Source organism: Rothia sp. HMSC061E04 (genome assembly GCF_001813685.1).
Classification (GTDB): Bacteria; Actinomycetota; Actinomycetes; order Actinomycetales; family Micrococcaceae; genus Rothia; species Rothia mucilaginosa.
Genome location: NZ_KV813705.1, coordinates 65,633 through 79,311 on the forward strand (window position 1 = coordinate 65,633; position 13,679 = coordinate 79,311).

The 13,679-nt window shown below is 53.7% G+C and carries 10 protein-coding genes and 1 tRNA gene; 2 read left to right on the forward strand and 9 right to left on the reverse strand.

All coding sequences use genetic code 11. The features are described from left to right. Nucleotides 1-2 precede the first annotated feature (2 nt). The 3 genes from HMPREF2927_RS06170 to HMPREF2927_RS06180 all read right to left on the reverse strand — a co-directional run bounded on the left by HMPREF2927_RS06170 (nucleotide 3) and on the right by HMPREF2927_RS06180 (nucleotide 5,705). The gene (locus HMPREF2927_RS06170; protein WP_070686476.1) at nucleotides 3-926 is read right to left on the reverse strand and encodes a hypothetical protein; all 924 of its coding nucleotides are present in this window, start codon (nucleotides 924-926) and stop codon (nucleotides 3-5) included. A gap of 5 nt (nucleotides 927-931) precedes the next feature. After that, nucleotides 932-2,866, reverse strand: a complete 1,935-nt coding sequence (locus tag HMPREF2927_RS06175) for a hypothetical protein (protein WP_141754882.1) — start codon at nucleotides 2,864-2,866, stop codon at nucleotides 932-934. 136 nt (nucleotides 2,867-3,002) lie between these two features. Continuing rightward, on the reverse strand, nucleotides 3,003-5,705 hold the full coding sequence (locus HMPREF2927_RS06180; RefSeq protein ID WP_070686480.1) for a Z1 domain-containing protein: 2,703 nt from the start codon (nucleotides 5,703-5,705) through the stop codon (nucleotides 3,003-3,005). A 340-nt stretch (nucleotides 5,706-6,045) separates the two neighbouring features. Here HMPREF2927_RS06180 and HMPREF2927_RS06185 point away from each other — a divergent pair, with 340 nt between their 5' ends. Together HMPREF2927_RS06185 and HMPREF2927_RS06190 are read left to right on the forward strand one after the other, a co-directional pair. Next, nucleotides 6,046-7,146, forward strand: a complete 1,101-nt coding sequence (locus HMPREF2927_RS06185; protein ID WP_246827372.1) for a DNA cytosine methyltransferase — start codon at nucleotides 6,046-6,048, stop codon at nucleotides 7,144-7,146. A 21-nt stretch (nucleotides 7,147-7,167) separates the two neighbouring features. Then, entirely contained in the window at nucleotides 7,168-8,346 is a 1,179-nt protein-coding gene (locus HMPREF2927_RS06190) for a restriction endonuclease PLD domain-containing protein (RefSeq protein WP_083311212.1), read from the forward strand. Nucleotides 8,347-8,453: 107 nt separating this feature from the next. On the opposite strand, the gene HMPREF2927_RS06195 is transcribed toward HMPREF2927_RS06190, so the two are convergent. The 6 genes from HMPREF2927_RS06195 to rsfS form a co-directional block, all read right to left on the reverse strand. Continuing rightward, nucleotides 8,454-8,726: a hypothetical protein gene (locus tag HMPREF2927_RS06195; RefSeq protein WP_246827374.1), complete on the reverse strand. Its 273-nt coding sequence runs from the start codon at nucleotides 8,724-8,726 to the stop codon at nucleotides 8,454-8,456. Nucleotides 8,727-8,772: 46 nt separating this feature from the next. Further along, nucleotides 8,773-9,762, reverse strand: coding sequence for a polysaccharide deacetylase family protein (locus HMPREF2927_RS06200; RefSeq protein WP_070686486.1), 990 nt, complete (start codon nucleotides 9,760-9,762; stop codon nucleotides 8,773-8,775). A 307-nt stretch (nucleotides 9,763-10,069) separates the two neighbouring features. Continuing rightward, entirely contained in the window at nucleotides 10,070-11,470 is a 1,401-nt protein-coding gene (locus HMPREF2927_RS06205; protein WP_070686488.1) for a glutaminase, read from the reverse strand. A gap of 383 nt (nucleotides 11,471-11,853) precedes the next feature. Then, the gene (locus tag HMPREF2927_RS06210; RefSeq protein ID WP_070686490.1) at nucleotides 11,854-12,831 is read right to left on the reverse strand and encodes a cation diffusion facilitator family transporter; all 978 of its coding nucleotides are present in this window, start codon (nucleotides 12,829-12,831) and stop codon (nucleotides 11,854-11,856) included. Between the two features lie 111 nt (nucleotides 12,832-12,942). Continuing rightward, a tRNA-Ala gene (locus HMPREF2927_RS06215) sits at nucleotides 12,943-13,015 on the reverse strand. 184 nt (nucleotides 13,016-13,199) lie between these two features. Beyond that, nucleotides 13,200-13,637, reverse strand: a complete 438-nt coding sequence (rsfS, locus tag HMPREF2927_RS06220; RefSeq protein ID WP_005505774.1) for a ribosome silencing factor — start codon at nucleotides 13,635-13,637, stop codon at nucleotides 13,200-13,202. Nucleotides 13,638-13,679: the final 42 nt, after the last annotated feature.

Genomic DNA, 13,679 nt, shown 5'->3' on the forward strand with positions numbered 1-13,679 from the left:
ATCTACTTCCATCCCTTCTGCATGTATCCGGTAATACCGTCAATCTTGCTCTGCACGGAATTCCAATCCCTTTTCAGTCCATCAATAAGTTCTGGAATGGTCATTGAGAAATTTTCTTTAATAATTCTCTGAGCGACCATTTGAAACTCTTCGCAATTTCTTTCAGTGAGTTCTTTCTGAGATGCATACAAAGAAGTATCGTTCAGATGAGAAATATAGATTTCTCGCACAAGAGTTGCCAAGAAATCTCGAGAAATAGCGGGTTCTAGAATTTCGTAATCCTTTTCTTCCCCCCGTACCAAAGCCTTACATACCGGGTGTTTCGTATTTACAAATACTCGCACGCATCGTGAATACAACGCCTCTGGATTATTTGCCTTACACCTTACGACCCAGGGCGCATCTTTATCCCACTCTCGCACTCGAGAAAAATCAAGCTGCGAGAACGGCATACCGGCACCCTTAGCGCTCAAAGACAGGCTGTCCTCTTGCACAGCAATATAGGAGGTTTCATCGGTGTTATATCCATCGATATTTAGAGCACCCGCCACTAGAGCTGCTCGAAGTTTCAGTTCTCCCGCAACCTTACGCCCAGGAATCTTGGCGTTAACAACCGCGACAAATGATTCCGAATCGAGCTGAACATCTCGGCTCTCTTCAATGACGCTCCAGTGGGTCGGTCTACACTGAACCTCACAAATCAGTCGAGGCAGAGACTCCTCATTGCCCAGTACTCGACGGATTCCTTCAAGACGTACTTTGACGGTGATGGAGAGTTCCAAATCAGTATCGTAATCCCAGTTGGAGGGCAACTTATCCGGGTCAACAATTTCGCCGTTCTGAGTACGAATATCCCATTCACCCCATTCCACTTCATGCGGGAAAAGGGTGAGATGAGGATATGCCTTTACGCGCTTACCTGCCATAGCTATTAGCCCTCCACCTCAAAAATATAGGTCTTACCCTTACGCAACGTGATGACCACAGACCCCTGGTTCTCCTCGGAATCATCAGGGCCGTCCCACTGCACATAAACATGGCCCGCCCTTTGGGTGTCGTTAGCATCGGGGCCCCAGCCTTCGCTCCAAGAAGGCTCAAGATCGTGAGAGTCCGTGTACTCCAGAGTCCTCTCATCACCGGTTGCGATAGAGACCTTGATACCGATACGCTGACCAGCCTTCCAAGCACTACTGCAGGAGAAGCTAATGAAATACTGAACGTAATCAGGGTTCTGCGGGTGAACACCAGTCATTGCTGCAGACTCAATCGATACCGAGGCACGACGAACAACGCCACCAGGGCGCTTTTTGTTCTTACCTTCGTCCTCGTCTATCAACTCAGTATTGACACCGCCTCCGGTGGACATAATCGGATTGAATCGAGCAAGCTTCTGAGAAATCTTCGACAAGGAGCCCAGCGACCCGCTATCGCGCTTAGTGTCCTTCGACTCAAACAGGCTCTTCAAACTCTTAGTGATATTTGAAGCAGCATAAACAACAATGTTTTTGTGCTTAGCGTTTTCGAGAGAGCTCGGGTTCCATTCGTCATGGGCTGGAGGTTCAGCCTCTCGGAAGGCAACATCCGTTTCAAGGTCGGGTTTGAAAACGCCGTACCAGGTGGCCTTCGAGTCATCCAAGTCATTTACCTTTCGGTACTGGACAACCAATTCAGCCTCATTACGCATCAAACACACAGTGTTTTGCGGATAGATGGACCTTTCAGCAGTGCTATCGTATGCACCTAGCACAATTTTAAGGTACCCAATGTTATAGGAGTCCCTTGTGCGTTTAAAAATGTAGCCCTTATACCGGAAAACTCCATCAAACGATTCAAAGTCAATATTTTTATGCTCTGACATTTTTCGGACATCAATAAGAGCCGAGCACAGCTGCTCAATTCCCTTATATTCAGGCTTATTCTTAAGGTTCTGAATCAAGACAGGATTATTGTTAATCCTGATATCCATAGACCTATTTCCATCTTCAACATCCAATTTGGGCCAAAGATGGTACATCACGATATTTTGAATCTTTTCGTGGGAACGGTCAATAATTTGATCCGGCTCATCCGGAATCTTACCTTCATCATCTGATACTTCCATAAGCTCCGCAGGCTTTGCATCAACGATAAGAATTGACGTGCCAGTTTCTCCGTCATTAAAGTGACGAGAGAAAATTTCTTTACCCAGCAGACGAGCACGTTCTCCCGTCAACGGGAGAATGTTACCCGTTCCCTTAACTGTCGGCCCCTCATATCCCCACCAATGGCGACCGGTGTAGTTTCGGCCGTCATACGTATATTCTTTGCCGAGGGCAACAGCAATAAGTCGGTAATCAATCTCGCCAGTTTTGGTCTTAAAGGCAGACCAGTAAATAACGGACTGAGACTCGCTCATATTGAAAGCAGCCGTTTTACCGAAACCGTATGAGCCGCCGTTACCTTGACCCTTGTTATCGCTACCAAGGTTCATCGTGAGGTTAACGAAGTTCTGGCTCTCCCCTTCCTCAACGGCTTCGTCAGGGCGGTCCGGGCCATCAAGACCGACGGTGCCGCGGTCCCAGAACTCCAAGAAGTAGACGTCGCCGCGGTTAAAAGTCTGATCGAGACCGGTGTACTTACTGTGGATCTCGAAACCAGCTGCAAATACATCGTTCCGCAGAGTGTTCAGTACACCCTGGTTGGCATACCGAACCAAGCAGCCGAACTCCGGCATGCGCCCTTCAAGGCGTGCGTCCCACGAGTTCTGAGCCATCTCTCGGGTCACCAGAGCAAGCGGGCTCAGATTGGGCCGGCCCAGGGTACGCGAGGCACCTCGAGCAGATATTGAACCAGTATTTTTAGGAAGGGGGAACCAGTTAAGGGTCATGGTGTTAACTCCTAGTCTGCAATATGCTGCGACTCTTTAGAGCACTAGTACATACTGTTAAGAACTCTGGGGTGGCATCAAATCGCCACCCCAGAGCATATTTACCTCAGTTATAGGTTATAAAATTTACTTGGAATCAGCCGTCGTAGTCACCTTCATCATCATCATCCAAATCAAGGAAAGAGTTATCTTCTTCCTGCTCTTCCTCATCAGGTTCAGGATCGTTAGTCTCGACTGCGACGAAGTGACCATCTCCAGAACCAGCTACCTGCGGCAGTAGAACGGCATGCAACACGACAGGAGCAGTAGCGTCCAAATCTCGACGGGTAGCCCTGCCCTCAGAAGGAGATTGAGGGTTCACTACATAGATAACCAGAAGCGGAGTATTTCCATTCAGATAACGAAGAGCGGGCCACTCCTTTTCCTTTACATTCTTAAATTTATCCGGGTCTTCCAAGATTCCTGCATCTGCAAGAATCTTGAGGTCCACAACCTCTGAACCAGCTACAGTAAGAGCACCCAAATCCGTAACCCCCGGCTCAGAGTTAATCTCTGCGCTACGGTTTGCCATACGAATATCAAGACCCGCAAAATTGCGCTGAATCATATTCTTCCTGGTACCGGAATAGATAATAACATTCCAGTCCTGATCAACATACTTGCCAATCCATTCAACCATTTTGCCCATAACAGTCTTATTATGCGAAGGATGAATCTCAAAATCTTTAAGGTACGTAAGAACGGTCTCTACAGGGACCCCCATAAAGAGGTAGCTTCCGTTATTCTTACCTCGCAGAGCCTCCTGACTACCAGAAATAGTGTTCACAAGCGACTCGAATACCTGAATATTGTGGTTCAGGACTTCGGTATTCTTCTCGTCAAAACGAGTCAGCTGATGCAACTTACCAGTGAAATCAAGATTGAAAACCTTTGCGTGGCGCATCTTGTTCGGAGCGGTCACCTGCAAAACACCAGGGTGGGTACGAATCTTCACTCCAACGGTTTTAGGAGAGTTACCCTTTCTGCGAATCTCTTCACGAATCTCTTCTTCCACACCGGCAAGGTGGCGGTAGTATGACTGGATACCACCGGTAGTCCACAAACGAATGAGATCTTCATACATAGGACGGAAACCAAACCAACGGCCCATCTGGAGAAGAGTATCGTAGGTCTTGCTCGTCCTGATGTAGTAGGAGCTAATGAGTCCTTCAAGAGTCAAACCACGGGCGAGAGTATTACCGCCGACAACAACATAGGTGGCTGGTGAATCTGCGATGTACTCCAAGCGTTCTTCCGAAGACCCGTTCTCCACAATGCACTTAGTCTCACAGATAGTCTCGTATACGGCAGGCTTCAGCTCATCCCATTCAGGGTAAACCGCTTCGGGGCGGACAGCCCGCATGCGAGCAACCTCGCGCTCGTACAGACCCTGCATGGCGTCGTTAATCTCAGACTGATCGTAGTTTTCTTGAAGCTCAGAGATGTAGTCCTTGATAATCTCATATGCCTCAAAATGTGTCTCTACCCTCTGGGAGAAGTGAATCAGCATCGAGCTGTGCTGCTTCTTCTGAGCACGACGACGGCGAAGAGCCGTGGCAATCATAAACCACAGCACTGCATTTTCAAGGCTAGGTACCATCTTAGGTGCATACACTGCACCTTCCTTTGCTTCCTTAGCGGTCGGCGGACGTAGAACCTTTGCATCATCCTCAGAAATAGGGCGCACCGCGTCGATATCCAGACCGTCATCAAGTGTACCGTCTGCATTTTCACTAGCCCAGAATGGGGTGCCGAAAATATGCGAAGCACCGATGTATCCCTTTGGCTGCTCTAGAGCATAAATAAAGTCAGAAGGGTACAGTCCGGGGTAACGCTCAATATCCTCACCTTCAGGGTTATCAGAATTACTAGACTTCACATGCTCGGTATAGCGCTCCTCATCATCAGGATTCATCAGCACGTTTGCAAACGGAGTTGCGGTATAAGCCACGTACGATCCCGTAGAGACCTGGTCCCAAATCTGACGGAGAAGACGATTAATACTCGAGTATTCTTCATTTTCCTTCGCAGTGTTGGGGGTTGCCTGGTCTGACTCATCATCAATGATAAGCACAGGCACATTATCCAGAAGACCTTTTTTGTTTGCTACCTCCAATTTATGCAGAAGGTTCTCCAAGCGACGAGGGTTCTTCTTCACAACGGCGAAGAAAACATCATTCTTATTTTTAAAACCCCATTGAATAGGTTTCCAAGAAATATCGCCGGTTACGTCAGTTAAAGCCTTGACACTCTTGTGCCCATCACAAGCAGACAGAACATCGTTATCCAAACGTTCCTGAGTCTGGCGACGAAGGTTGTTATACATGCCCGCCAAAACAATGACGAAACGGTAACCCTCATCAACTGCCTTGGCGATAACCGCCGAGAAGTTCGCAGTTTTACCAGACTGAACGTAGCCAACGACGAGTCCCTTACGCTTCAGATCTTTTACATTGGGATCTGCCAAAAATCCAACGACCTTATTGGATTCCCGGTGGATAGTCGAAGCACCTTCCTTGCCAATCTTAGCCTTGAGTTCCTCATGGAGGATAGACCAAATAGGGGTGTCAGGCTTGGTGGTATCATACCAAGATTCCTTCATTCCCTTAGCTTCTGTTGCTTGACGCTTCTGGATACTACGAAGTGCTTCCTCGTAGCTGGGAACGACCATCTCCTCCGTAACAACGCCTGAGTCAAGCAGCGCGTCAATTGCTAGGCGACATGCTTCTTCATACGAAATGTGCTCCCGGGCAGCAATGTCATAAATCCGCTGCTCCGGCTTGGAAATTTCCTCAGCCATTTTTCTCCTCATTGAAAACAGAAATGTGAGTGATTGCAGAAGCCGCTGATTGGCTTCCTCTGTGAGTTTAGCACTCGTTCTCACACGTCAGCGCAGGTTTTCGTCATTCCTAGCATTAATTTTTTTAAACGCGATTAGTAGGCCATACATCACACATAGCGCCCTATCTACCACATTCCGTCGCTGAATCCAGAATACGGGCTAAGCTGCTAAAATTAGTATTTTTATTTAAAATTTTCAGGTACACCTCAACACCCTGCGAGCACGCATAGGTACTTGATACTTTCTACACTCGGAGAACCTTATGGCTGAGAAGCACACATCACCCAAAACCTACAGAATGGGAGAGCTCTTCTGCGGACCCGGCGGCATTGCCCTGGGCGCACACAACGCCGCAGATAAGGTTCCGGGTGTCAAAATTGAGCATGCCTGGGCTAATGACTACGACCCCACGACTGCAGATACCTACCGCGAAAATACCCCCGGCGCTTCTGAAGAGACCGTGTACGTAGGTGACGTTCGCGAGCTCGACACCGACGCCCTACCCCCAATTGATGGTTTTGCATTCGGTTTTCCCTGCAACGACTTCAGCCTCGTAGGAAAAAAGAAGGGTCTAGACGGTACCTACGGTCCCCTCTACACCTACGGAATCAACGTGCTCAAGAGCCATAAGCCTGAATGGTTTGTGGCAGAAAACGTGGGTGGTCTTTCTGGCGCTAATGAGGGTCTTGCTTTCCCCTACATTCTGCGTGAAATGCAGCGTAAGGGGTACACCGTTGTCGCTCATAAATACCGCTTTGAGGAGTACGGTCTCCCCCAGGCTCGACACCGAATCATTATCGTAGGCCTACATAATGACCTTATTGCCAGCGGCAAAGAATTCAAGGTTCCGAAACCCACCACTCCCGAACCTTCGATGATGCGCACCGCTAAGCAGGCGCTTACCGAGCCTCCCATCCCCGAGTGGGCAACCAACAATGAGCTCACTCGCCAGTCTGAGGTAGTGAAGCAACGCCTCGCCTACATCAAGCCCGGCAAGAACGCCTTCAACGCTACCGATATGCCTGAGGAACTGCGCCTCAATGTGCGTGGTGCTAAGCTCAGCCAGATTTATAAGCGCCTGGATCCCAATAAGCCCGCATACACCGTCACCGGATCCGGCGGCGGCGGAACGCACATCTACCATTGGGAAGAGCCCCGCGCCCTGACCAACCGCGAGCGCGCGCGCCTGCAGACGTTCCCTGACTGGTACAAGTTCATCGGCAACAAGGAGAACGTACGTCGCCAGATTGGTATGGCGGTTCCTCCGGACGGTGCGCAGGTCATATTCGAAGCTCTCTTCAAGACTCTCGAAGGTATTTCCTACGAAAGCATTGAACCGAATATTGATGTAGATAAGCGCATTCGTGAACTTGAGAAGAAAGAAGGCACTCTTTTCTAGGTAAAAGGAGGACGTATTCCCATGGAATTTTACTCGTCACTCATGGGCGACAACCTCGCTGAGCTTGTTCTCCAATCGCCGTATCCTAAGGATGATTGCGCCGGACATGAGCTGTGGGCGGTCACCGGGTATATCTCGCGGACTACCATTCTCAGCGCGCTATACCAGGCTGATTTCACCCCCGGACGGCGTTCCAAGGAAGCCGGTCATTGGGGTGAGATGAGTAAGTTTACCCCCACCTCCACCACGCCTAAGGTTCATCTTCTGATTGGCATGGCGCGAGACGGTGCGGTAAGCATTACGACTCACGAAATCCTTAAGGGATGGGTCAAAGCTAGTCACGGGTACCTGGATATTCGTTACCCGGATCCTCGCGTCTCTCCCCTGGTGCATACTAAGCTCTACGCTTGGGCACAGAACGGTTCCTTCGATATTGCCTACGCTGGCTCGGCTAACCTGTCAACGGACGGCCTGAATATCGGTCGCAACGCTTCGGAATGTCAGCAGGAGAACATTCTTGTGCCGGTGTCGGTGGAGTATGCGGAGAACTATATCGATACGCTTTTCGGTGCTTCGCTAAGCTGCACCGACCCTGTGGTTGATTCTCTCTTCACCTTCCCTGAAGCACCCTCCGACGTCCTGGCGAATAAGTCTCTGCCTCCGGTTCCTTCGCTCCCCGAACCTGAGACGGAACGTGAAGAACGGTTGAAGGATTTCTCCTCCATCAAGCTGTACCTGTACAGCCACGCAGGTAAGGGCTCTTCGTACAACTGCGGTTCCGGCATTAACTGGGGTCTGCGAGATATCCGAGCCAATAAGGATGAAGCCTACTTTGCGGTTCCCGCGAACATTGGGCAGTCCAACTTCTTCCCTGTGAAGAACACTCCCATTGTGGTGCACTGCGATGACGGTGAAGACCTCATTATGCGTGTTGCCAGCGGTTCCGACCGCTGCGGTAAGGATATGTCGACCATCCCGAACTCCGAGCTTGGCTCTTATATTCGTAAGCGCATGGGCCTCGACGAAGGCACCAAGGTCGGCATTCGCGAACTGCTCGATTACGGTCGAACCTACGTCACCATCACCCGCACCTCCGAGGGTAACTACTACCTGGATTTCTCGCCCGAGACAGCGGAACCTGATGAGTTTGCTCTGCAGACCCCCGAGATTGTCAACGAGTTTTCCCACGAGGACGACTAGCACCCCCGGCTCATGCAGCCCCAGACATAGCGAAGCCCCCTCGTACTATTTCTAGTACGAGGGGGCTTCGTCATATCAGCCTCGTTCTATCAGCTCAGTCGGTGAGGCTAGCGCGGCTGGTAGGCGCGGGCACGCTCAGCACGAGCACGGCGCGCCTCCGCATCCTGCAGGACCGGCACCAGCATACGCACCACCTGGCCCATGCCACGCACCACCAAATTCAGCCACAAACCCACAGACCACACCGCCGCCACACGCGGATGCCCCGTGCGCACCCACCGCACACCCAGAAAAGACAGCGAGTAATACAGCAAAAGCAGCAGCGACTCACGGAAGCGGTGCACCTGCCGAAGGAGAGGATTCTGAGGAAGCTTCATCATGCCTCCCAGTATACCCACCGGAACCCCTCGCCGGGGCTCCCCCGCACTACCCGTAATAGTCACGAATCGTCACCGTCTTCAACCCGCGCCGATCCAACAACGCCCGAATACGGTCCAGCTCAGACACCACACCCCGATAATTCAAATGCCCAATCACAATATGTTGAGCCAACGCATACTTCTCCGCATAGGCATACACCTCAGCCGAAGAAATATTAGACGAATCCGCCAACGACCCGTACCACAGAACCGGGCGCGTAAAACCACACGACGCCGCAGCCGCCAACACGCGCGCATCATAATACCCGTACGGCGGGCGGAAATACGGCTTCGAAGACACCCCAAAAAGCCGCATAATCTCCTCATCATTACGGGTCAACTCCTGAACAATCTGCTCATCCGTCAGGCTCGTCAACGCCGCATGACTATACGTATGGTTCGCAATCTGCAACTGACCACTCTTCACCAGCGGCAACAACAGGTCACGATGCTGCCTAAACGCCGGGTACTGACCGTTGATAAAGAAGGTGAGGCGCGTGCCGGTACGGCGAGAAAACTCCGCGTAGGCGCGTACCACCTCCGGGTCGGCGCCGTCATCGACCGTCCACGCAATGTACTTGCCCTCACCGGGCAGGCCGGTCTGCGGTCCAGTCCAGGCACGAGCTTCGGGAATCGGGTTCGACGACGTCGCAGTCGCAGAAGCGGTCTTAGATGCCGCGGCGGTCGGGGATGGGGTACCCGTTGCGGAGCCAGATGCGGAAGGGGTACCCGCCGAGCTTGCCGAAGGGGTCGAAGAAGGGCTCGCCGAGGCACTGCCCGACGGGGTGTTCGACGGGGTACAACCGGTGAGGCCAAGACCCAGCACGCCGAAGCTCACCGCGCCTAGACCAAAGGTACCAACGTGTTGTAAGAGTTCCCGTCGCCCCATGGAGGCGCGGGCAGAAGCACCCGCCGCCGCCGCCTGGTCAGCGGTGGGGTTGACGATAGCGGACTGACGAGTAGTGATAGGTGTTTCTGAGTGTGGAACAGTGTTCATATTACGAGTGTATGATGAGACCACTGTTAGCTATCGAAAAATTCAAAATATTACTTAATGATTAACAACGGCACTATTAAAGAACCTTTATACACGTTCAGTCCACTCACTCACCGAAGACCACGCTCAGTACACTAAGCTACCCGCACGCCAGGTAATCCAGGTACAGCTCCAGCTACAGCGCAAGGTACAGCTCTAGGTAAGCACAGCAAGACCCCTCCCCCAGAACGCATTCACAACGCGCACGGGAAAGGGGCCTCAATATATAAGTTCACACAATCGTACAACCAAGTACGCGGAGAGAAACCTACTCAGACTCCGAAGCTTCCGGCTGTTCCGACTTAGCGGATTCCAATGCATTCAGCGCCTCCAGAGCCGCAGCCTCCGCAGCCTCTTCGGCGTCCGCCTCAGCCACACGCTCAGCATCCGACTCAGCAGAAGTCACCACCGCCGGGTTCGTCAAAACCTTCACACCCATGCTGCGCAGCGCATCCGTGTTCGTGATCGTCTCGTCATTATCAATCAGGTACACCTTGTACCCGTCATTCCGCAGACGACGCATCAGCTCCAGGAGCATGCTCTGAGCGACCTCATCCACCGCGTACACGCGAGTCACATCCAGGGCTACCTTGGAACCCTCCATCGGGGCTTCCACAATCTCACGGATCACGCGCTCCACACCCGCAAAACGGATACGGCCCTGCAACTGAATCAGGCGCATAGACTCATCGCCCGAACCGATCTGGTAGTTCGCACGCAACGCCGAACGAGCCACCGTCGGCACGTTCATCACGTGCATGCCCATGTCATCAGAGAACTGCTCGAACAGCTCTACACCGCGCACACTGTTACCGTGACCGTCCAGGCGCGGCGAGAACGTCGCCACACCCAGCTGACCGGGCACAGCACCAATAATGCCGCCGCCCACGCCGCTCTTCGCCGGCACACCCACCTGGGTTGCCCAGTCACCCGCAGCGTTATACATGCCGCACGTGAACATGACGCTCAGCACCTGACGCACCACAGTCTTAGGAACCACCTGCTCACCCGTCACCGGATGCACACCATAGTTCGCCAAAGTCGCCGCCATCAACGCCAGATCCTTAACCGTCACCATCAGCGAGCACTGGCGGGTATAACCCTGCACCGCCACAGTCGGGTCACCGGTCAGGATGCCGTGGCCGCGCAGCATGTGTGCAATCGCGTAGTTGCGGTGCGCGTGCTCCAGCTCAGACTCGTACACGCGCTCATTCACCGACAGGCGACGGCCCGCAAACGCAGACAGACCAGAAATGACGCGCTCCATGCGCTCGCCCTGAGTCGCACCGGGAGGACCAACCAGCGAATGGGTGGTAATCGCGCCCGCGTTAATCATCGGGTTCAGCGGCTTACCGGAGCCGTCCTCCAGGGACAGCTCGTTGAACGGCTCACCGGAAGGCTCCACGCCCACCTTCGCAAGCACGTCATCATAGCCGCGGTCCGCGAGCGCCAGGGCGTACACGAACGGCTTAGAAATCGACTGGATCGTGAACTCCACATCGGAGTCACCGGCGGCGTACTGCTCACCATCAACCATGGCGATAGACGCGGCGAGCTTGTCCGGGTCCACGGCGGCAAGTTCCGGAATGTAGTTTGCCAGCTCACCGGAGGTATCAGAAGCGACCGACTCGAGGGTCTCGGTCAGGTAAGTGGCAATAGGTGAATGCATAGTGTTCCGTATCTGCTGCTAATCGTGGTTGTTCTCGTCAAAAATTCTAGGATGCGCCCGCCCACTGTTCCGTTTCAGCTATTCCGTTTCAGCTGGGCTGAGGCGCTCATCGTTGCAGGCTACCGCGGCTACCAAACTAAAGAGCCAGCCAGCGGGCCTGTCAAAGTGTGCGGGTGAGGAGCACCTTTTGCTCCCTAAAGAGTGTATCTTTTGCGTGTTGAAGCCACCAAATATAACGGTCACTACTCCCCCGCTATTTCAGGCTCTGGTACCTGTTCTGGCTTGCTATTTCTGCTCTATCTACCGCGGCGGGCAGAACCGCCGACGAAGCCCGGGCAAAACCTATAGGCAAAACCTACGCGAGCCAGCCTATGGGGCACAACCTACGGGTGGCGAATCGAAGCCGGCTCACGACCACCCAACTCGGCAGTCTCCAACTGGAACGTCGAATGCTCCACCGACACCTCAAAATGACCCGCCACGCACGAACGGATACGGTCCAAAATCGCCACCGCAGACCCGTCATGGAAGCACGAATCGGCAACCACCACGTGCGCGGTCACCACCGGCAGACCGGTCGCCACCATCGAAGCGTGCACATCGTGCACCTCCACAACGCCCTCAACTCGCAGCATGTGCTCACGCATCGCGTCCAGGTCCAGGCCGTCCGGGGTGAACTCCATGAGCACCGCAGTCGTCTGCCTCATCAGACGCGCCGCACGCGGCACAATCAGCGCCGCAATCAGCAGACCGGCAAGGGCATCCGCCTGATAGAAGCCCGTCAGCCAAATCACGATAGCCGCCACAATCACACCCAACGAACCCAGGGCGTCATTGAGCACCTCCAGGAACGCGGCACGCATATTGAAGTTCGCGTTCCTCGCCGTAGCCAGCACCGCAATACCAATAGCGTTCGCCACCAGGCCAACCACACCAAAGATCAGCAGCTCGGTGCCGGGCACCTCCGGCGGGGCAAACAGGCGATGCACGCCCTCCACCGCCGTGTAGATACCCACCGCCAGCAGCAGCACCGACTGCCCGAGGGCGGCAAGCACCTCAATGCGGCGAAAACCCCACGTGCGGCGGGACGTTACCGGGCGCGTCATCAGCGAAGCCGCCGTGAGCGCCACCAGCAGGCCGGAGGCATCCGCCAGCGCGTGCGCCGTATCAGTCAGCAGCGCGAGACTTCCCGTGACCAACGAACCGATCGCCTGCGCCAACACAATAACGACCGCCAAGCTAAACGCAATCAGCAGGCGCGGACGCATCGAGGCGGCGTCCTCCGGGCTCGGGGCATGCGAATGATGATGCCCGTGGTGGCCGTGGTGGCCGTGGTGGCCGTGGTGTGCGTGCGCTCCCATGCGCTTCTCCTCAACTATGAATGCGTTGTTGACTATCGAGAGTTATCGGCAGATAGCAAAATCGCCCGATTCACAAGAACCGGGCGAAAAGCTCCTCAACCGAGGAAAACGTGGAGATAAGGGGACTCGAACCCCTGACCCCCTGCATGCCATGCAGGTGCGCTACCAGCTGCGCCATATCCCCATATTCTGTTAGTGACCTCAACGAGGCAACATGAATATATTACACACACCACGGACAACGATGCAAACCCGCACACCCAAAACTCCAAAAAAGTTCCCGGCGGGTAAGCAAGAGGGGCGGACCCCGCGGCGCCGTACAGCGCCAGCAGAGCCCACCCCTCATCAGCTAAAAATCAAGCAGAAGCCTACGCCTCATCCTGAGCGGGAATGATGCGTGCAGCGTCTTCCTCAGTCTCACCCTCAATGTCGAAGGGAGCCTCGTTCTCAACGCCCAGCTCAATACGCGGAGCCTCAGCCCACAGACGATCCAGAGCGTAGAACTCGCGGTCCTCCTCATGCTGAACATGCACGACAATATCGCCGAAGTCCAGCAGAATCCAACGACCCGAGGAACGACCCTCACGGCGGACCGGCTTCAGGTCAGCCTGCTCACGCAGAGCGTCCTCAACCTCATCCGCAACAGCGTTCACGAGGCGCTCATTGTGGGCAGAAACCACCAGGAAGCCATCAATCAAACCCATCGCATCGGATGCATCCACAGCGAACAGGTTCGTTCCCTGCTTCTCCTCCGCAGCGCGGGCGGCAATGCGCAGAGCCTCAATCGAGGACTGTGCAGCAGTCATATTTTCCTTCCTTGCCGGCAGAACACCCACCGGCAGCACCCG